25 protein-coding genes and 1 other RNA gene are annotated in these 19,154 nt (G+C 59.4%); 4 read left to right on the plus strand and 22 right to left on the minus strand.

Translation table 11 applies throughout. The features are described from left to right. Positions 1-648 precede the first annotated feature (648 nt). The 4 genes from smpB to B5E67_RS11500 all read left to right on the plus strand — a co-directional run bounded on the left by smpB (position 649) and on the right by B5E67_RS11500 (position 3,889). Positions 649-1,128, plus strand: a complete 480-nt coding sequence (gene smpB / locus B5E67_RS11485) for an SsrA-binding protein SmpB (RefSeq protein ID WP_087249431.1) — start codon at positions 649-651, stop codon at positions 1,126-1,128. A 122-nt stretch (positions 1,129-1,250) separates the two neighbouring features. After that, positions 1,251-1,599: a transfer-messenger RNA gene (ssrA, locus tag B5E67_RS11490) on the plus strand. 333 nt (positions 1,600-1,932) lie between these two features. Beyond that, positions 1,933-3,324, plus strand: coding sequence for an ATP-binding protein (locus B5E67_RS11495; RefSeq protein ID WP_087385411.1), 1,392 nt, complete (start codon positions 1,933-1,935; stop codon positions 3,322-3,324). Further along, positions 3,317-3,889, plus strand: coding sequence for a hypothetical protein (locus B5E67_RS11500; protein WP_087385412.1), 573 nt, complete (start codon positions 3,317-3,319; stop codon positions 3,887-3,889). The genes B5E67_RS11495 and B5E67_RS11500 overlap by 8 nt, the downstream gene beginning before the upstream one ends. Positions 3,890-4,065: 176 nt before the next feature. Here the strand turns inward: B5E67_RS11500 and B5E67_RS11505 are convergent, their stop codons facing one another. From B5E67_RS11505 to B5E67_RS11610, 22 genes are all read right to left on the minus strand, one after another. Next, the gene (locus B5E67_RS11505) at positions 4,066-4,311 is read right to left on the minus strand and encodes a phage holin (protein WP_087385413.1); all 246 of its coding nucleotides are present in this window, start codon (positions 4,309-4,311) and stop codon (positions 4,066-4,068) included. A gap of 15 nt (positions 4,312-4,326) precedes the next feature. Beyond that, the gene (locus tag B5E67_RS11510) at positions 4,327-4,560 is read right to left on the minus strand and encodes a hypothetical protein (protein WP_087385414.1); all 234 of its coding nucleotides are present in this window, start codon (positions 4,558-4,560) and stop codon (positions 4,327-4,329) included. Next, on the minus strand, positions 4,560-5,189 hold the full coding sequence (locus tag B5E67_RS11515; protein ID WP_158098889.1) for a GH25 family lysozyme: 630 nt from the start codon (positions 5,187-5,189) through the stop codon (positions 4,560-4,562). The genes B5E67_RS11510 and B5E67_RS11515 overlap by 1 nt, the downstream gene beginning before the upstream one ends. Continuing rightward, positions 5,186-5,623 (minus strand): hypothetical protein, encoded by a 438-nt coding sequence (locus B5E67_RS11520; protein WP_343286523.1) that lies wholly within the window; start codon positions 5,621-5,623, stop codon positions 5,186-5,188. The genes B5E67_RS11515 and B5E67_RS11520 overlap by 4 nt, the downstream gene beginning before the upstream one ends. Continuing rightward, positions 5,620-6,237 (minus strand): hypothetical protein, encoded by a 618-nt coding sequence (locus B5E67_RS11525; RefSeq protein ID WP_087385416.1) that lies wholly within the window; start codon positions 6,235-6,237, stop codon positions 5,620-5,622. The genes B5E67_RS11520 and B5E67_RS11525 overlap by 4 nt, the downstream gene beginning before the upstream one ends. Before the next feature lie 5 nt (positions 6,238-6,242). After that, the gene (locus tag B5E67_RS11530) at positions 6,243-7,028 is read right to left on the minus strand and encodes a fibronectin type III domain-containing protein (RefSeq protein ID WP_143405422.1); all 786 of its coding nucleotides are present in this window, start codon (positions 7,026-7,028) and stop codon (positions 6,243-6,245) included. Between the two features lie 608 nt (positions 7,029-7,636). Beyond that, positions 7,637-7,849, minus strand: a complete 213-nt coding sequence (locus B5E67_RS11535; RefSeq protein WP_087385418.1) for a hypothetical protein — start codon at positions 7,847-7,849, stop codon at positions 7,637-7,639. Between the two features lie 2 nt (positions 7,850-7,851). Continuing rightward, entirely contained in the window at positions 7,852-8,259 is a 408-nt protein-coding gene (locus B5E67_RS11540) for a hypothetical protein (protein ID WP_087248996.1), read from the minus strand. A 20-nt stretch (positions 8,260-8,279) separates the two neighbouring features. Further along, on the minus strand, positions 8,280-8,933 hold the full coding sequence (locus B5E67_RS11545) for a hypothetical protein (protein WP_087385419.1): 654 nt from the start codon (positions 8,931-8,933) through the stop codon (positions 8,280-8,282). 18 nt (positions 8,934-8,951) lie between these two features. Further along, entirely contained in the window at positions 8,952-9,938 is a 987-nt protein-coding gene (locus tag B5E67_RS11550) for a hypothetical protein (protein ID WP_087385420.1), read from the minus strand. Continuing rightward, complete coding sequence (locus B5E67_RS11555; protein ID WP_158098890.1) at positions 9,931-10,599, minus strand: phage tail protein I; 669 nt, start codon at positions 10,597-10,599, stop codon at positions 9,931-9,933. Before B5E67_RS11555 ends, B5E67_RS11550 begins: the two co-directional genes overlap by 8 nt. Further along, positions 10,592-11,749 (minus strand): baseplate J/gp47 family protein, encoded by a 1,158-nt coding sequence (locus B5E67_RS11560; protein WP_087385422.1) that lies wholly within the window; start codon positions 11,747-11,749, stop codon positions 10,592-10,594. Before B5E67_RS11560 ends, B5E67_RS11555 begins: the two co-directional genes overlap by 8 nt. After that, positions 11,742-12,032, minus strand: a complete 291-nt coding sequence (locus B5E67_RS11565; RefSeq protein ID WP_087248986.1) for a hypothetical protein — start codon at positions 12,030-12,032, stop codon at positions 11,742-11,744. Before B5E67_RS11565 ends, B5E67_RS11560 begins: the two co-directional genes overlap by 8 nt. Next, positions 12,032-12,424 carry a phage tail protein gene (locus tag B5E67_RS11570; RefSeq protein WP_087385423.1) on the minus strand — a complete coding sequence of 131 codons (393 nt, stop codon included), beginning with the start codon at positions 12,422-12,424 and terminating at the stop codon, positions 12,032-12,034. Before B5E67_RS11570 ends, B5E67_RS11565 begins: the two co-directional genes overlap by 1 nt. Before the next feature lie 15 nt (positions 12,425-12,439). After that, entirely contained in the window at positions 12,440-13,213 is a 774-nt protein-coding gene (locus B5E67_RS11575; RefSeq protein WP_087385424.1) for a hypothetical protein, read from the minus strand. After that, positions 13,210-14,214 carry a hypothetical protein gene (locus tag B5E67_RS11580; protein ID WP_087385425.1) on the minus strand — a complete coding sequence of 335 codons (1,005 nt, stop codon included), beginning with the start codon at positions 14,212-14,214 and terminating at the stop codon, positions 13,210-13,212. The genes B5E67_RS11575 and B5E67_RS11580 overlap by 4 nt, the downstream gene beginning before the upstream one ends. After that, positions 14,211-14,420 carry a tail protein X gene (locus tag B5E67_RS11585; protein ID WP_087385426.1) on the minus strand — a complete coding sequence of 70 codons (210 nt, stop codon included), beginning with the start codon at positions 14,418-14,420 and terminating at the stop codon, positions 14,211-14,213. Before B5E67_RS11585 ends, B5E67_RS11580 begins: the two co-directional genes overlap by 4 nt. 12 nt (positions 14,421-14,432) lie before the next feature. After that, the gene (locus B5E67_RS11590) at positions 14,433-16,676 is read right to left on the minus strand and encodes a phage tail tape measure protein (RefSeq protein ID WP_087385427.1); all 2,244 of its coding nucleotides are present in this window, start codon (positions 16,674-16,676) and stop codon (positions 14,433-14,435) included. Between the two features lie 120 nt (positions 16,677-16,796). Continuing rightward, complete coding sequence (locus B5E67_RS11595) at positions 16,797-17,198, minus strand: phage tail assembly protein (protein ID WP_087385428.1); 402 nt, start codon at positions 17,196-17,198, stop codon at positions 16,797-16,799. Continuing rightward, complete coding sequence (locus tag B5E67_RS11600) at positions 17,198-17,722, minus strand: phage major tail tube protein (protein ID WP_087385429.1); 525 nt, start codon at positions 17,720-17,722, stop codon at positions 17,198-17,200. Before B5E67_RS11600 ends, B5E67_RS11595 begins: the two co-directional genes overlap by 1 nt. Continuing rightward, positions 17,719-18,819, minus strand: a complete 1,101-nt coding sequence (locus tag B5E67_RS11605) for a hypothetical protein (protein ID WP_087385430.1) — start codon at positions 18,817-18,819, stop codon at positions 17,719-17,721. The genes B5E67_RS11600 and B5E67_RS11605 overlap by 4 nt, the downstream gene beginning before the upstream one ends. Positions 18,820-18,832: 13 nt before the next feature. Further along, on the minus strand, positions 18,833-19,153 hold the full coding sequence (locus B5E67_RS11610) for a DUF2190 family protein (protein ID WP_087385431.1): 321 nt from the start codon (positions 19,151-19,153) through the stop codon (positions 18,833-18,835). Position 19,154 lies beyond the last annotated feature (1 nt).

The raw sequence follows: 19,154 nt of genomic DNA on the forward strand, positions 1-19,154 counted from the left end.
CTGACCCGTTTAAACTTTCAAGGCCTCAAACGGCGGCACGGGTGTTTTTCTTAACGGCTTTTGCCCGCCGCTCCGATTGAGACCACATGCCCGCCTCAGCGGGCTGGCGGTTCGGTGAGCCTTTAGCTGCTGTAGGGCGCAGACTTTGAAACCGCTGCGCTCTACCCTATTTACGATCTAAACCCACCCAACCACCCAATAGCGGAACCCCCAGCCCTGCGGGCTCACCCCCATGGGGCTCGAAGTATTTAACTTCCCCTTCTCCTGCGGGTTGCTTCTACTTCATTCACTGGACGCGCCGGGCCAAAGCTGCCTCGGACTCACCGGGGCGCAGCCCGGGAGCCTGATAAAGAGGCTGAAACCTTACCGCCGGCAGGACCTGGTGAAGATTACAGCAGTCAGTGGTACCAGGTGAAACCTCTTGCGCTTAGCCGATTTTTGCGGCGCGCCGCGGAGGGCGCTTGCAAAAACCGGAGCGCTGCGCCAGCGGCGGCTCCCTGTTTCGTCCACTGGACGCGGTCGCCGCCGCTGCCTTTGGTTCCTTTTTCTCGAAAAAGGAACTTGCACTTTTGCGTAATTGTGGTACAATAATTTACACGCCCCAGCCGGGGGCGGTTTCCCATTTCATCGAGAAAGGAGGCGCGCTGGATGCCCGCCAAGGAAAAACCGGCCACCAAAACCATCGCCACCAACCGGGAAGCGCGCCACGAATACTTTGTGATGGAAGCGCTGGAAACCGGCATCGAGCTGAAAGGCACCGAGGTCAAGAGCCTGCGTGCCGGCGGCGTCAACCTGAAAGACAGCTGGGTGGACATTGACGGCGGCGAACTGATCGTCAAGGGCATGCACATCACGCCCTACGACCACGGCAACATCTTCAACGCCGATCCCCGCCGTGAACGGCGGCTCCTGGCCCACAAGAGCGAGATTCGCCGTCTGGGCCAGCAGTGCAAGCTGCAGGGCTACACCCTGATTCCCCTGTCGCTGTACTTCAAGCACGGCCGGGTCAAGCTGGAACTGGGCCTGTGCAAGGGCAAAAAACTCTACGACAAGCGGGCCGACGCCGCCCAACGGGACGCCAAGCGTTCCATCGACCGGGCCCTCAAGTCCAACGGCCGCCTGTACTGAGTCCGCCGGGCCCTCCGGGCCCATGGCCGGAAACCAGCCGGTTTCCGATTCTTCGCATCACTTTTACCGGGCAGAAATGCCCCTCCGCATTCACCTTCCCCGCGCTTTCGGGCGCGTATCATGGGGGCGTAAAGGTTTCGACGGGGGGAGCGAGGCCTGGGCAGCGGGTAGCAGCGGGGGACCTGCTCTAAAATCCTCCAAAACAATAACTGACAACAACAAGTATCAGTTGCTCGCAGCCTGAGTGCTGCGCGTTCCGCCCACTCTTGTGTCGTGTGGGGCCGGGGCGTCCTTTAGACACAGCACGTGAACGGACCTAAGCTTTGCGGACCGTCATGAACTCATGAAGCTACTGAAGCGTTAGCCTGGCGACCGGCGTGACGCGGAGGGAATGTCGTTGATCGCCTGCACCCGGAGATACTCACGCTGAACTCCTTTCGGACATGGGTTCGACTCCCATCGCCTCCACCATTAAAAGGAACGTGTTTACGCGAAATATGGTCTGTCAAGCGCAGCCTGTAACACGTTTTATAACACAGTTCCGAAATGAAAAAGCCCCCGCGCTGCTGAAACGGCAGCGCGGGGGCTTTTGCATATTACAATCTTTTCAATTAACCCCATTATCTGCTTTTCATCTATAAGCAACACATTTCTGCTCACGCAACAAATATGCAATTCAGGCATTTTTATTACTATATTCCAATTTCTTGTACTAATTTTGTGTAATATTGTTTTAATTTTTCTCTTGACAATGTTTACTTATAACATTTTTGGGTATATAATATACCAAAAGGAGGCAATGCGATGATTTCTTATATTGAACTTCATAACTTTAAATCTTTTTCAAATATCACATTTGATCTACGAGGACCCCATGGCATACCTAAAAAATTGGCTTTTCTTTATGGTGAAAATGGATCTGGCAAATCCAATCTCTGCGGTTCCCTCTTTTTTATCAATCAGTCCTTTGAAACTGTGAAAAACCAGCTTTCTATGCCTAACCTTGATTTATCTCAGTTCGATCTTTTAAATGATCCAAAAATGAAAGAAGAGTTTATCTCCAAATTCATTCATACTAGATATTATTCTCTTGAAGATCTTATAAGCAAATACTGGACCATTGATGGAACTGATCCAATGGAAATCAAAATTGGATTTTATCACGATAAAAAGGATGGTTTTTATTATTGCAAGTTTAATAAAAATTCAGTGATAGAGGAGCGCCTCTACTATACTGTAAACGAGAGAGCCGGCGATATATTTCTTATCAACTCGGAATGCACAATATTAAGTCCTTCCGCTTTCTCTAATACCAAATACCGTCGTGAACTTCTGGAAAATATTGAAAAGTTTTGGGGAAAGCATACTTTTATGGCTATTCTCTTTGGTGAGTTTGATTCAAAAAACCATAAATATGTATCTGATCGCATCTCTCCGAATCTTGAATCTGTTTTAAAATCCTTAAAAAACTGCAGTATTCTTTATAAAAGTACTGAGAGTGACAACTACAAGCTGGCTATTCCATTCCGCTTTCTCAGGCAGCTGGATTCTGGAGTTATTAATTCGACAAAGGATCCTGAACTTCTAGCAGTTGAGGAACTGTTGAACACCTGTTTCACGCAGCTTTATTCTGACATTAAAAAGGTATATTATAAATTTCAGAAAACAGATAACGGCTATCAGTATGAATTGTTCTTCAATAAAGTCTGTGCAGGTAAAGAATGCTCGGTTCCCATTTCACTCGAATCGACAGGGACACAAAAAATATTGGATTTAATTCCTCTGCTTTTCACATGCACATTAAACACTACTGTTCTCGTTGATGAAGTGGATACCGGAATTCATGATTTGCTTATGCAGGATATTGTGAATATACTACAGGACGCACTAGATGAAACTGATGAGGGACAATTTATTGCTACAACACACAATACACTGCTTTTGGATTCTCTCAAACCAGAAAATGTATATATTTTGCGGTCCGACATTTTAGGACATAAACAAATATCCTGTGTAAGTGAATATACTTTACGAACTCATAAAAATAACAGCATACGGCATCGCTATTTAAACGGTATATATCAAGGCATCCCTGAAATTGCATATATTGATTTTACCGAGCTAGTAGCTGATACGATGGACAAGGTTAAAAGTTCAAAAAAGAACGCTCTAACGGGAGGGAATGAAAATGCCTAATCCTTCCTATCAGCGAATTATCACCATCGTTCATGGGAAATCCGAATATGTTATATGCAATAATATAAAGTCTAATTTACGCTTACCTCAAGAGATCATTTCTAATAATAAGGGTCGGTCTAGTATTCAAATAACTGGACTAATGAATATATTACAAGATAAAAGATTTAAAACGCTCAGTTCTTTTAAAGCAGCTTTTCCAAGAGTTGAAATTCGTAAAAAGATTCTCGTAGATTTCAATCTTTATATTATTATGGATACAGATGACTGTACAGAGGAACAGAAGAAATCTTTTATTGATCGTTCAATGTTTAAAGATCACTGGTTATATCCCTATATAGTTCCTATATATAACTCTCCCAATTTGGAACAAACCATGAAAGAAGCTCATATAGAAATAATTAAAAAGAAGGATTATGTCGAAATTTTTCCAACAAACCATGGTGATGCAGATCTACCTCAAATTCAAGAACTTCTAAACAAATTAAAGCTATGCCGTCACAGCAATATGTCTTCCTACATTGAGCGATGTGTAGAATTAGCCAATCAAAATATTTTCACTTAATCTTGCTTTTTCCCGATAATCCTTGTTAATCAGCCCTCGCCCGCCAAGCCCCACCCCTGGCCCATCGGGGGCTTTTTTCATCCCTTCAAAACAAAAGCTCCCCGCCCCTGCTGGATGCAGAGACGGGGAAAGGATGTTCGTACTGCGGGAGGATGGCGCCGCCGGGCGCGGGATGTTTACTTGTCGGCGCTGCGGTAGGTCTTCAGATCGGCGTCCGCCTTGATGGCCGCCGGAGTAAAGCTGTTGTTCTTCCACCAGGCGGCGAGGGACGCGGCCACGGTGAGGCCAGAGGTCAATAGCTGTTCCAGCTGGCTGTCCTCGATAGGAAGCATCGGCTTGCCGGCGGCCGACAGCAGCTGATTGGTCAGAGCCAGGGCCAGACAGGCGGTGCGGGCGATGGTGCCAATGGAAATTTCGTTCATGGTGTGCTCCTTTCTTCAGGTGAGGTTTTCCAGTTTATTTTCCAGGTCGCCGATCCGATGGTCGGCGACCTTCATTTTTTCTTCCAGCACCGGTACACGCTGGGCGAAGTTGTTGTGCTCCCGGACCTCCCGGGTCAGCTCCTCCAGCTTGGTGTCGGTGACAGCCTGGCTCTTGCTGTTGGCGATCAGGACGCCGATCAGGGTCACTGCACCGGACACGGCGGCCGCGATGATGCTTTCCACCGGCATCACCCCCGCAGACAGGTCAGGCCCGCCCGGGCGATGATGGCCGGATAGTCCTTATAGGCGTGGGAGATGTCCACATTGCCGGCGACGCCGTCCAGCCGGCCGGTGCTGGTGTACTGCCACATCCCATGCTTGCGGGTGGGGCGGTTGGCCCGGTAATCCGCAATCCACAGATCGTAGGCCGACAGGCGGTCCATATCCAGCTCGGTGTTGGCGTAGTAGGTGTAAGTGTACACCATGGCGTACAGGCCCCAGCTCTCGATGGCGTCCGCCGCGGCGATCACCAGGTCGGTGAGGGCGTCGGCGGAAAGCGGCTTCAGCTTGTTGTCCTCCACGTCCACCGCCACCGGCAGCTCCAAGCTTTTGCCGGTCAGGGCCTCATGGAGCTTGTCCAGCTCGGCCTGGACGGTGGCGGCGTCCTGGGCATAGGTGTAGTAGTACACACCCACCGGGATGCCCAGCCGCTTACAGGCGGCGTAGTTCGATTCAAACATGGGGTCGATGTAGATGCCGCCGAAACTCTTGTTGGTGCTCACTGTTTTCAGCATGGCGCCGCCGATCTTCCCGGCCAACTTGTCCCAGTCGATCGTCCCCTGGTACCGGCTCACGTCGATGATGTCTTTCATGGTCATTTCCCTTTCCCCCATCGGATCAGTGTATAATGCGGTTTTTCCTCGCCAAACCAGCGCCACCGCAGCCAGTCATCCAGGACGGCAGCCGCCATGGCCACCAAAACCCAGAACAAACTGAACGGCAGGCAGATCTGACCCAGCAGGCTGCAGGGCAGGTCCGAATAATCCCAGACGCCCCAGCCCAGCCACAGGTTCACCACGCAGCCGGTGACGAATTCCAGCGGCGTGACGATGCAGGCCGAGCCGATCACCCCCTGGAGCACCAGGGGCATCTCCCAGGGGATGCCCTCGTTCAAGAGGCCGATCAGGACAAAGCAGACCCCACCCAGGAGGGCCATGGTCCAGTGGCTGCGGCCCCGCCACAGCAGTTCCAGCACCACATACAGACAGCCCCCGCACACTGCGAGGGCTGCTTCTTTTGCGATTGCCTTCACGCCGTCTCACCTCCCGGCAGGGGGACCGAATCATAGTCCACCGGGATGGCCTCCAGATCCTCCAGCGTGGCGGCGGCCTGCATGGCCACCTCCTGGGCCTGCTGGTAGCTCACCAGGCCCGTGACCCGGGCATCGATGGCGAAGGCCAGGGCCGTCAGGTTCTCCAGGGTCCAGGACTGGCACTCCTGGCCGGTGGCGTTCCAGGTCAGACTGTACGGGGTGCTGGTCTGGGCCGCCAGGGTGGCGCTCATGATTTTGCCGGTGAGCTGCTGCTGTTTTTCGGCGGTGATGGCGTAATACTGGCCATCGGTCCACTGCATGGGGTGGGTCAGCAGGTAGTCGGCCAGCTGGGCCTTGCTCTCCGCGATCCGCTCCAGCTTCCGGGCGGCCAGCTGCGCCGCCTGCCAGGCCTCAAAGGCCGGCTGGTTGGGCGTACAGCTCACCACCGTACCGCGGGCCACTTCCAGGGTCACAAAGCCCGCGTACTGGTCAAAGGTGCTACGATCCAGGCTGTCCGGCCACCAGTAGAAGCCATCCGGAGCCGTCAGGCCGGGCCAGGACTGAATCTTCTGGTACTGGCCCGCCTCGGATTTTTCTTTGCTCAGAATATACATGGATGTCACCCCTCCAAAGTCTTGACCCGGGCAGCCAGGGCGTCCATCTGGGCCTGGATGTCCACGCCGTCCCGGCCGATGCACCGCTGGGCCAGGGTGGTGTGGTAAACAGCCCGGCCATCGGGGCCCTGGGCCAGTGCACCCACGCCGCCGTCCGGCAGAACCACCGCCGGGACGGTAAAGGTATACCGCTTGGATGCCGGCAGATAGTCATCCTTGCTGGCCTGCACCTCGACGGTGTGGGTGCCGGCCCCCAACAGATGGGTTTTGATGGGGATTGTGACCTGCTCCCCGGCGCTGAGGGTACCGCTGTAAACCTGCTCCCCGTCCAGGGCGGCAGAAACCGTGATGGCATCGGCATCCGGCTCTCCTGTAACAGACACCGAAAATACAAAATCAAAAGGAGTCGGTTTGCTGCCCATGGATTCAGCCGGGCCGCCGATGGTCACCCAGCCAACGTTTACCGTTTCGGTATTGCTGGTGATATACGGCCCCTGCAGCCCCAGGTTGTCCACGGCTGCGGCTCGGTAGGCCACGGTGCCCCATTCTTCGCCGATGGTGTCGGTCTGGGTCAGGCTGTTGGCCTGGGCCACCTGCTGCCACTGGCCGCCGTCCACCTGCCGCTCATAGATGTAGCTTTTCACCGTGCCGTCCGGGTCGGTGGCAGCCGTCAGGGTGATGGTGGCGCTGCCTCCGCTGACCACGTTGGTCACCTCAATGGAGCCGGGAGCGGTGGGGGGAATATTCGTTGTAAGCGTTCCATCATCAAGGACGTACAATGTGTCAGGCAATACAATAGCCTCGACACAACCGTAGGTCCCACCGGTAGAAGTCTCTCCAGAAAAAGTCCCGTTTTTGTTGACATTTGCAGCCCGTGCGTTATAGTGGCTGTTCTTGGACCTTGTCCACCATCCGTTCGATGTGTTTTGACCAAACCAGGCTCGTCTTTCTTCAGGCTGAGCGAAGACAAAATATTCAAAAACAAAGCCGTCTTCGCTGACATAATCATCGTCGCTAGAGCTCAGGTCAGAACGGTTTAACTCATTAACAGACGGATTGAAAGCTTTATGTGTTCCACTTACACCTGGAACCTGAATATCTCGAAGAACCGCCTGAATATCAGGATCAAGCTGCCCAGGAAATGTGTTGACTGTATATTTAAACATATCACCACCTTCATATCCATTGCGGTAGCTATCTCCATCCCAGTCATATTCTTCGCTTGTAGCTTGACGAAAGAGAACAGTAGCATTATCAAACCCTACATAGCCAGATGCACCGGCAGGTGCCCCATGATGAACGATCTTAAATTCTGATGGGTTTCCAGAAACATTCAGCTTCACAATCGTCCCTTCTGCGGCAATGCCAAGTTTTTGTGCCATATCTTATCCCTCCTTTCTCATTTCCCGGTGCCGAAATCCACTTCGATCAGGCTGTACAAAGTATTGGCCTGGCGGTTTTCCACCGGAATCTCCTCGGTCATCTGGACAAAACCGCCGCCCATTTCGGGGATCAGCTGGGCGGGGATTTTGCCGTCGCTGCCGATGCCGGCCACGCCGCCGGGCTGATTGATTTCTACCGGATAGCCGACATTGATTGAACCATAACCCATGGTCATGCCTCCTTACTGGCCGGGCCGCGCAGGATGCGGTATTGGCCGGTCATAGATGTTTTGGGTGCGGACATGGCCCGGAATCGCAGCACTCCGCTCAGGGTTTCCACCATTGGGCACAGGCCGCAGGCTCGGGCTGCCTCTATGCTCTGGGACGAAAGGGTCACCGTCACGCTGTCGGCCGCTGTCACGCCGGCCGCCGACACGTCGATGTAGACTGCGAACGCCCCGTCTGTGCCTGTTTTCCATCCCGAGGACGGGATGGTAAGGCTGGCAGCGGGAAATACCACTGCCTCCGCCAGGGCTGAAAGAGCATTGTACACCGCTTCGCCGTCCCTCTTGGTCATACAGAGGCCGCGCAGAAAATCCACGACAAACGCCATGGCCTCCTTATCGATATAATCCAGCATCGGGACACCTCACTGTCGGGTCAGGCGTCCCAGCCGTCAAACATGGCCTGGATTTCCTCGGTGGTGACCGGCACAAGATCGGCCGACTTGACGTAGTCTGCCAGCTTGCCGTCGGTGCTGCTGTTTGCAGAGCTGATGGCCTCACTCTTTGCCGTAGCAATCGCGCTGTTCATGGCAGAGGTGGTGGCATAGCCGCTCAGGTCCACAAAGCCGGCCAGCACGTCGAACTTATAGGAGCCGCTGCCTGCATCCACCACCACGACATTGGTGCCTGCCGGGTACTTCTTCCCCGAGCCATCCACAAAGTCCGTGGTGGTGGTGAAAGCGTCGGTCACATTGTAGACCATGCCCAGCACGCTTGCGGAAAGCTCAGGCAGGGATGCAAAGGCAATGGAGCCGCCAGGCTTATAAACCGAAGAAACCTTGGCATTAATGGCAGAGGTAACCTGGCTTTCGGTTTGGTACTTGCTGTCGTTTTCCAGCTGGCTGACCTTGGTGGGGACGCTGATACTGTCTACTTTCTGGGCTGCCTGGTCGTATTTTGCTTTCAGTTCATCGGTCAGGTCATTGGTGGACAGCCCTTTGCCTGCTTCAGGGCGGACCACCCGTGTTTTCAGCTCATCCAGAGCAACCTGCAGGTTTTCGGGTGTAATGATGGGTTTAGACTGTGCCATTGTGTCTGCCTCCTTGTCTTATACATCAAAGATACCGGCCACCATGTCCCGCATTTCCTGGTCAGTGGCCGGCTGAAAGTCTATAGGGTCTTCGGCCGAGAGCCGGCCCTCCGGGGTGATGTTCAGGTTATCCCCGACCATCACGCCGCCCAGGGTGGTCTGGGTGGCGGGCGGCAGGACGTAGTCGCCCCCGCCGGCAGCGCCGCCGCCCGACCGGCGCTGCAGCAGCACGGTGGCCATCAAATCCCGCCGGGGCCGGTTTCTTGCCCAGAACCGGAGAGTGCCGTCTTCCGCCCGCGCAGCAGGACACAGCCCCGCCGCAAAAGCAGCCCCCATGGATTCCGGGTGGATGGTCACCACCGGGTAATGGCTGGCCCGAATGGCATCAGACGCCACCTCGGCGCAGTAGGGAAAATCCGTTTCTTCCTCCCCTTCTGCATCCGCCAGCGCCCAGGCATCCGCCGGGACGGTAATCTCCAGGATGTCGGCCCCCGCCGTTTGCTGGACCATGCTTTCCAGCAGGGCCTGGGCTTCCTCGGCGGTGATGAAGGCATCGGCGTGGAAGCTGATCTGGACGTTGACCTCGCTGCTGATCTGGATGGTCACCGGGTAATCCCGGACGTCCGGGGCCACGCCGGGGCTGTAGGGGTAGACCCACTGGGGGTGATCCCCCAGGCAGCCGTAGAAAATCAGGGTTTCGGCGCTCTCGTCCGTCTTGGCGAACAGGCCGTATTCGTTGATGGCAAAGCCCTCCTGCAGCCCGCCATTCATGTCCGAGCGGTACTCCACCGTCAGAGAGATGGCGTCCTCAGTGCGGACGGGGGTGGTGGAGGTGGCCTGGGCCACCGGCGCCACCAGGTCGGTGAGGGCCGCCATGGCTGCCAGGCTGTCGGGCTTGCCGCTGCCCACCATGGCCCGGGTGATGATGAGGGTTTCGCCGGCCAGCAGGCTGGCAATCAGCCCCCGGCCGGCATTGGTGGGTGTAAAACCGTAAAGATCAGGCATCTTGTCCCTCCTTGATGCGGGGAAGCGTTGTTGTTGTGATGGTGCCGCCGGGAGCGGCTGCCAGCTGGACCACCGTGGGGATCAGCACAAACACCGGCGGCAGGGTGGTTCTGGCGTAGCTGCCGCAGGGAGCCGCAGCCACCCGGACGGGACGGCTCTCCATGGGGGTGATGGTGGCGATGCTGTCCAGCCAGGAGGACAGCCGCTTGACCGAGGACAGCACCCGGCGGAAGGCGTCCAGCTCTGCTGGACCGATGGTGACTCTGCTCGCCCCGATGGCGGCCCGGAAGTGGTGGGGCTCGCCCCCGTACTGGTACCATTCTTCAATCTGTCCGCTGCCGAAGATAGTCTGAATCAGCCGGTCCACCGCCCCAGGAGTGCCCATAGTGGCATAAAACAGCAGAGACTGACGCACCAGGGTGCGCTTGGTCTCTACCGGGTAGTCCGCACTGTAGGCCGGGGTGCGCAGCTCGGCCGCCAGGTAGTCCAGCAGCTGTTCCGGCACCCGGTCCAGGTCGGCCCAGATCACCATCCGTTCGGCCATAACCAGGAGTTTATCCACCTGGATGCCGATGGCGTAGGCCAGGGCCCGGGTCTGGGTCTGGCTGGACAGGTTATAGGGCAGAATCTGGGTGAACCGGCTGCCTTTCAGCTCAATCATCTTCCAGCCCTCCATACCGGACCACGGCCTCCCCTTCCAGGGCCGCGATCTTGATCTTGCTGACGGCGGTGTAGACCGGGGCGGCGATTTCCAGCCGCTTGGCCCCGGCTTTCATCATCATCTCGTGGAGCTTGGAAGGGTTGATGTCCCGGCCGATGGTCCGCTGCCAGGTCTTGTAATCCTCCACCGCCTGATTCACCGCCTGCTGGATGGCCACCGCCTGAGCGGCCTGGCTGCGGTTGATCCAATAGGTGACGTCGATGGTGTAGGCCACCTTTTGGGGCGCCGATACATGAACCAAGTCGGTCATGGGCCGGCGCAGCCGGGCGGACAGGTGGTCCAGCATTCCCTGGATCATCTCGGGGCCCGGGTCGGAGCCGTCGGCCAGAATGAAAACCAGGTCCACCGTGCCGGCGGCCTGGTTGCTCTGGGTTTCCACGTCCCCCACCGCTGAAGAATAACTCATGGCGTGGTAGCGGTATGCGTCCTCGGGGCCGGCGGTGGAGTAGGCACCGGGGGCCAGGTAGATCCGCTCCTTGAAGTCGGCGTCGTTCTCGGCATCGGTGCCCCCGGCGGTGGGGGTGATGTTCTGGACGCTGGCCACATAGGGCACCGGGTCCACCAGGATGGCCAGCTCTCCCGGCTGATAGCCGTTGCCGGCGGCGCCGGGGGTGGTACAGGTGGCGGTGACATCCGCCGTCCGGCTGCCGGCAGGGATTTCGGTGTAGACGTCGGTGGCGAAATAGACGCTGCCATCCATGGACACCCGTGTCCCCGCCGGGATGGATACCGCCGACACCCGCAGGGCCGACAAGGTAAACCGCACCGTGGTGGAAGCTGCGGCGGCAGGGTTCCGGGTGGGGCCCTTGATGAGGGCCAGGTTGTCCAGAAAACCGCCGTAGCTGTATTTCAAAAGATTCACCTTGCCGCCCCGGTCGATGTACTGCATGGCCTGATAAATCTGGGCCGCGGCAGCGTACAGCTCCATCCGGTGGGGCGCGGCCCGGCCCAGGGTGTAGGGTTTGCCCTCGGCGGCGGTCATGTAGGCCTCATAGTCGGCCACCATCTCAGCTTTCACGTCCTCGATGGTCCGGCCGTCGATGAAAGAGATGTCCGGCGTACTGGCCAGAGCGGTTTCCCAGTCAGGCACGGTCGATCACCACCTTTGCCAGGACGCGGCCGTCGGCGCCGGCCTGCCATTTCACCTCCCGCACCCGGATGGCCGGGAGGAAGGTGCTCACCTTTTCCACCAGCTCGGCCACATACAGGCTTTTGGCCACCGCGGCGGGCCGGTCCAGATAGTCCATGGACAGGCCGAAGGTCCGGTCCAGGGGCATGGTGCCCACCCGGGTGGTCAGCAGCAGATTCAGCTGCCGGTCGATGTCGGCCAGCTTGTCATCCGAAAAGGTGTATTCCAGCTTGAAATCGTACATCAGGCGTACTCCTCCAGTGTAAGGGTAAGCTTTGCCCGGGCCAGCTCCCCCCGGTTGTAGATCACGTCCCAGGTCTCGCTGGAGCCGGTAACCCGGAAGCGGTTCTTCCCCACCGGCCGGAACCCCAGGATTAAATACTCGGCGTCGCCGGTCTCCACCATCTGTTCCACCAGGTCCAGCATCCGCCGGGGCTTCACGCCCAGGCCGGCCGACAGGGTGATGGGCAGGCTGACGCTTTGCAGCCCGGGGCCCAAAAACTCGGCCCGGGGCTTGATGCCGGGGGTCTCGTGGGTGGCCCACCGGCCCGATACGTCCCGGGTCATCCCGCTAAAGGTCAAAACGTAGTCATCGCTCACCGTGAAAATGAGATTGGGACCCAGTGTCCCGATCATGCTGCATCCCTCCCATCAAAGCGGCGGCGTCGTGGGGCTGCCCGGCGCGGCACAGGTGTGGGTGTGGTTCACCAGGCTCTTGCCCGTGATGGCGCAATCCCCTGCCCCGCCGGTGATGTTGACGGTGGCGCCGCTGATCTGCACCGTGGTACCCTCCAGTTTGAGGGTGGGCCCCGACAGGCTCACCTCGCTGGCGGCGGTCACCGACACGCGGCTGCCGTCGATCTGGACGGTACAACCTCCCACCTGCAGGGTCAGCTTCCCCGAGACGGTGATCGTTGCGTCCCCCCGAATGGCGGTGGTCTGGCTGCCCTGGACGGTCTTGGAGCAGTCCCCCTTGACGGTGGTGTCTGCGCTGCCATCGATGGCGGCGGTGCGGTCGCCCTTGATCCGGGTGTCCTGGCTGCCCTCGATACGCTCGGTGCAGTCGCCCTTGATCTCCACCGCGCTGTCTCCCTCATTGTGAAAGAGACTTTCAGGCCCCGCGGCGTCGTAGCGGAAATAACACTGGCCCGGGGTCAGGTCAAAGTCCTTGCGATAGAGGCCCTCGAAGCCTTCCGGAGGCGTCAGTTTGGCCGACCAGGGCCGGCCCAGCACCACCCCGGCCTCGGCGCCGTTGGACAGATGCACCACCGCCACCAGCGCCCCCACCGGGGGCATGGCGTATTCCGATGAAAACAGAGGGATCAGCCGGGTGACGTCGTCGTCCATGTCGGGATAGGTCACCCGGATCATCCCGCTGGGGTAGTCGATGCTGGACACCTTGCCCACACGGATTTCTGCGCTCACAGGCTGCCTCCTTCCACTTTGGACAGCTCCAGCTCCATGGTGTAGCCGCTGCCGATATGGCTGGCGGCGCTGTCGATGTAGTACTTGCCGTCGATGGCGCCGCCCATCCCCTCCACCGTCACGCATTGGGTGGCCACCAGCCCCGGCCGGCCCTGGATGGTCACCGTCAGGGTGGTGGCGCCGTGGTTGGCCTTGTTCACCAGGGCGGTGATCTTCCGCTGGGCGTCGGCGGCATTGTCCGCCTTGCCCGATTCCTTCAGGATGCGGTCCCCGCCGCCGACGGTGGCCTTGATCTCCTCCTCGGTGGTGGGGTCGGTGTAGGTGTACTCCCCGCCGGTGTAGGTGCCTTCCAGCTTGGTGTGCCAGTTCCAGGTCTGGATATCCTCCTTGCGGATGGTGTGGGCGGGTTCTTTGGCCTTGTAGGCCTCCCGGTCATACACCACCAGCTTCTGGGCGTAGAGCTTGAGGCAGAGGCCGTAGGTCCCGCACAACTGGGTGTAAAATTCGCAGTCGTTCTGCTCGGTCTGCTCCACCGTCTCGATGGGGACATCCCCGCCCTCCACGTCCCACACCAGGGAAATCCCTGCCCGGGCGGTGATTTCCTGCCCGATGGCCTGGAGGGTGGCTTTTTCCCAGGTCTTGGTGCGTTTGGTGGTCTTGAACGACGTGTCCGCCGGCACCGACACCCCTGAGATGGTGCCGGTCCGGGGCCAGCCCGAAAAGTTGTAATCGTCCAGGGTGAAGGACCCGCAGTCAAAGCTGCGGTCATCCCCCTCGGCGTCCCAGTCATAAATCAAAATCTGGGCCGTCAGGGTGTCCCCCTTCTGGGGCAGCCAGTCCCCCGCCCACTGGGCGTCCCGGTCGTTGATGGTGATGTCAATGGTGTCCGACTCGCCGTCCGCCGGGTCGGTGTAGGTCACCTCCCCCTTGGAGCCGATCATGTCGGTGGTCACCGCCGCCCCGTTCCAGGTCAGGGCGGCCTCCGCCCGCCGAGGCCTCACCGGGTCCTCCAGGCGGGCAGGCTGGAGGCGGCCTGTTCTGCCGGCAGGGGCGGGGCGTTGAGGACCGTCCCGGCGTCAAACACAAACACATCCAGCAGGGGGAAATTGTGCGCCATCAGCCAGCCGGTGTACTTCACATCCCCATAGACCCGGTAGGCGATCAGGTCCCAGGCGTCTCCCGCCCGGGTGGTATAGGTTGCTTCCATGAAATCCCCTCCTTAGACCGGCTCGGTGCGGAAATTCTTCCGGCGCTCCTCGGCTTTCATCTGCTTATACAGCCGCTTGAACTCGGCAAAGCTGATGCGGCCGGCCTCCTGGGCCTCCTCCCGGGTGGGGGTACCGCCGTAGAAGTTGAACACCGGGGCAAAGGTGATGCTGTCGCCTCCGGCAGCGCCGCCCCGGCCGTTGGGGCCGGGTTTCGGCCGCCGGTCCAGAAGTTCGGCCAGCTTGGACAGGGGCATCACCGCTTCCGGTTCCCCGCCCTCGCCGATCTCGGCCAGGGTGGGCCGGGTGGCGATGCCGCCCGCCGCCAGCTGGGGGATGGTGGGAATGGAAAAGCCCAGGGTTTTGCCCCCCACCACCGGCACCCAGTCGGGGATATCCACCGACAGGCCGTTGATCCCCTCGATGGCTTTGTTGATAAGGGCGATGACCCCATTGACGGGGGCCTTGGCGATGTTGCCCAGCATCCCGAAAATGTTGCCGAAGATGTTGACCACATTCTGCCAGGCGGCGGACCAGTTGCCGGCAAAGACGTTGCCCACAAAATCCAAAAGGTTCTGGATGATGGCCTGGGCATTGGCTGCCCCGGCCTGGATGGACTGCCAGAAGGCCTGGAGGAAGGCCCCCGCCGCCGGGAAACGTTCGCTTACCATGGCGATGAAGGACTGGACCAGGGCATCCACCTGGCCCCAGTTCCGGTACAGCAGCACCAGGGCGGCGCCGATGGCCAGAATGACCCCCAGGGGCCCCGCCAGGGCTGTGCCGGCGGCTTTCAGGATGGTGACAAACTGGGTCAGCTTGCCGGAAGCCTGGAGCAATGCTAGGAATGTTTTTGCTTTGCCAAAGGCATCCATTGCCTTTCCATAGGCGGCCATGCCTTTTGTGACGGTATTCACCGCCGGGCCCACGGTGCGCAGGGCCACCGCAAAGGCGGCCACCGTCCCCTTGTGCTGCCACAGGAAGGACAGGAAGGGCTGGGCGGCGTCGTAGGCCCCGGGCAGCCAGGCCACAAAGTCACGCAGGCCCGCCACCAGCTGGGGCAGGGCCTGGGCAAAAGCACCGGTGGCCATCTCGCCGAAATCCCCCGCGATCTCCTGGATCACGGGGGACATGGCATCCAAGGCGCCGGTGACCTCGGGCATGTGTTCCATCAGGGATTGATACACCGCGTCGGCAGCGGGCAGCATGGCCACCTCCAGGTGGCGGCGCACCCCTTCCAGGGCGCTGTCCAGATCGTTGTACTGGACCTGGTTGATCTGCTCCAGGGCCTCGCCGGTGCTGTAGGCCGCCGAGGAGGCGTCGGCCATGGCCTGCAGGGCCCCGGCCCCCAGGTCCTCCCACATGGTGCCAAACAGTTTGACGCCCACGGCATCCCGCTGAACCTGGTCGTCCATGGCCAGCAGCCGGTCCAGCACCTCAAAAAAGGCCTGGTTTGCCTTTTCGCCGCCGGCGGCGAAGGTGGCCATCATTTCATCGGCGCTGTAGCCCAGGGCCTGGAAGGCGCTGATGGTGGTGTCGCTGCCGTCGATGGCCCGGATCGAGAACTCTTTCACCGCGTCGCCCACCTTGTCCAGGTTCCAGGCGGTGCCGCTGGCACCCGACTGGAGGATCTGGAACATATCGTCGGCGGACAGGCCCAGTTTGGCGAACTGGACCGAGTACTCGTTGATAGTGTCGATCAGTTCTCCCGAGAAGTCCAGGCCGTTCTGGGCGCCGGCGGCGATCAGGTCAAAAGCCTTTTCCACCGAGACGCCAAAGTTTTTGCGGATGGCCTCGGCGGCCCGGGTGGATTCGGCCACGTCATAGCCCATGGCGTCCCGCAGGGCAATGGCCCCCTGGACGGCCTGCACCATGCCGTTCTTGCTGAGGCCGGCCATGTTTTTGTCCACCAGGGCCACCGCCTCGGCCACGTCGTTGACGTCGGCGCCGAAGTTGTTGGCGTAGACTGTCTCCATGACGCTGCGGAGCTTTTCCAGCTGGGCGCCCGCCGCACCGGTGGAGGTGGCCACCTGGTTGGTGGCCTTTTGCCACGCCCCGCCCAGGTCGGACAGATACTTGGTGGCGGCCGCGGCGCCGGTGCCCATGGCAGCCAGGCCGGCGGCGGTGACGTTGGACAGCCGGTTGGCGGTCTGGATGATGGTGTTCAGCTGCTTGGAGGAGGTTTTGACGCTGGTGCCCAGGGACTTGTCCACCTTACCGGCGATTTTGATGGCCAGTTCCATGACCTTGCTTTTTGGCATACTCCATCACCACCTTTGCCAGATCGTTCAGGTCCTCCAGGGACATTTCCAGAAAATAGTCAATGCCGCTGTGGAGCTGCAGGGACAGGGCCACGCAGGCTTTGCGGATTTCCGGCGGGGTTATTCCTCCCCATCCCCGCCGTAGAGAAAACCCGCCACAAGGTTTTTCAGCTTGATGGCCTCCTGGGCGGGCAGCCGCTGGAAAAACTCCAGGGGCTTGCCGGTGACCCGGGCCGCCATGTAGATGGCGTAGGGCAGGGACATTTCGGCGATGGGGTCCACGCCGTCGGTCTTTTTGACCATCTTGCCCACCTTGCACAGGTCGGCGGCCGAGATGTTCTCCAGGCCGCTGAGGTCCACCTCGGTGTAGGTCTCCCCCTCGAAGGAATAGGGCTTCTTGAAGCGGAGGACCAGGTCCTCCTGGTCCTCTGTGTCGTGGGCAGCTGCGGGGGTGATCTCGAAATTCTGGGGATTCTGGGCCGCAGCGTCCAGGACATTGGGGTCAGAAATGTGTGCGTTCATCAGGTCATCTCCCTCACTTTCTGCAGGATGTCAACGCCGTTGATCTTGAAAATGCCGTTGAGCTTGTCCAGCTCCACCAGCTCTTTGTCGTTCACCTCAATCTTGATGTAGGTGATGTTCAGGGTGACGCTGGAACTCATGGCGGTAGCCGCCTTGACGGTGCCGGATTTCAGGGTGGCGCACTTGCCCCGCACCACCACCCGCATGGAGCGGAACACGGTGTCTCCCTCGTCGCTCAGGGTCTGCTGGGCGCCCCGCAGGGTCAGCTTGACCGCTTTGGTGGTGTCCATCAGGCTGACCGGTTCCTCGTCCAGCACCCGGAAGGGAATCTCCATCTGCATATTGGAGAAGTGGCCGGGGGCCGGGTCGTCCAGCTCTCCCAGGATGCCGGCGCCGCTGAGGGTCTCGGTCAGGGCCTCGAAGTCGGGCAGGGTGCATTCATCACCCACGCCGAAAAACCGGCCCCCCCAGTCGTCGTTGTAGAGGTTATAGCTGTGGATTTTGCTGGGGATGTTGGTGTTCACGCTGCATCACCTCCAGTGAGCGCTGCCTCCAGGGCGTCGGTGTCGTATTCGTTGATGTTCTCGATGTACTCCGCCGGGACATAGGGCGCCAGGAAGGTGTGGGTGGTCAGGTGGCCGTTCAGCAGGTCGGTGACCGGGTTTTCCTCCGAACGGAACTCGCACCGGTACCCCGCCACATAGTCCTTGGCCACATAGCCGTTCCCCTTGATGTTCTGGCTGTCCACAATGGATCGGATCAGGCGGGTGTTGGCGGGGTTGTCCACCTTCTGGAAATAGGTCAGGATGAAGTTGTTGGCGTCCCAGTTGAAGAACCGCCGCACCGCCAAAAACCGGTCCTTGGGGTCGGTGGTGGAGGGATAGGCGGCGGTGTTGTTGCCCCAGGCCTTCCAGCCGTTGGCATTGATGGCGGTGATGACACCGTTGGCGTTGAGCAGGTCATTGGCCTGCTGCTGGTCCAGCAGCACCTCGGTGCCGTCGTGGAGGACGGTGCCGGTGATCCGCAGGTCCTTGTTGGAGGGGCCGTCGTAGGGCACGTCTCCATGGCTGGCGTCCACATAGGCGGTAAGGGGTGCCAGCATGGCCGAGAAGGCATAGATCTTGCTGCCCACCGCCACCATGGGCCAGAGGGCCGCTGCAAAGGCAGAGGCAACCCCCTGCTTTTCCTTGGCGGCCTTGACCTCGGTGTAGACGGCTGCGCCGCCGCTGGCCTTGTCGGTGGAGATGTCGATGTAGGTCTGGGCCCGGAACACTCCGCAGATGCCCTCGGTCTTGGCCTGGAGGGCGGCGGTGACCACCGGGTCCTGGCTCCAGCCGGGGGCCAGCAGGATGCCGGCGGTCAGGCCGAACTTGGGATAAATCCGGCGGACCATCTCGATGCCGGTTTCGGCGCCGGTCTCCACGTCCACGCCGCCCACGATGTCGGCATTGGTCACCCCGGCGGGGTTGAGGCTCTTGCTGGCGATCTTCACCGTCTCGGCCTCGGCGGCCTCATCCAGCAGGGTGATGGTCACCGAGCCGTCGGCGGCGGGCAAAGCCTCGCCGGGGGCGTACATCCGGTTCTGGTAGAGGATGGAGCGCTTTGCAATCAGCTGTTTCACGGCCCTCACCCCCTTACCCGATCTTCACCAGGACGTCGGGGTCCTCGCTCTCGGCGGGGGCCACCGCCCAGCCCGCCGGGGTGTTGCTGTCGGCGGTGGTGGTGAGGTTTTTGGCGGACTTGGCCCAGTAGAGGGCCTGGCCCACCGTCACGGCCCCGGTGGCCTTGGGAATCCGGTAGACGCCGGTCACCTGCACCGGGCCGGCGGCGTCCCTTGCGATGGCGGCACCGGCCACGCCGATGCGGGTGGACAAATCCACCACGTCCCCAAAGGACAGATCTTCGGCGGCGGTGTAGTCGATCACATCGCCCACCTGAACAAAAATCGCTGCCATA

It is taken from the genome of Faecalibacterium sp. An122 (assembly GCF_002160895.1).
In the GTDB taxonomy this organism is placed as follows: Bacteria; Bacillota; Clostridia; order Oscillospirales; family Ruminococcaceae; genus Faecalibacterium.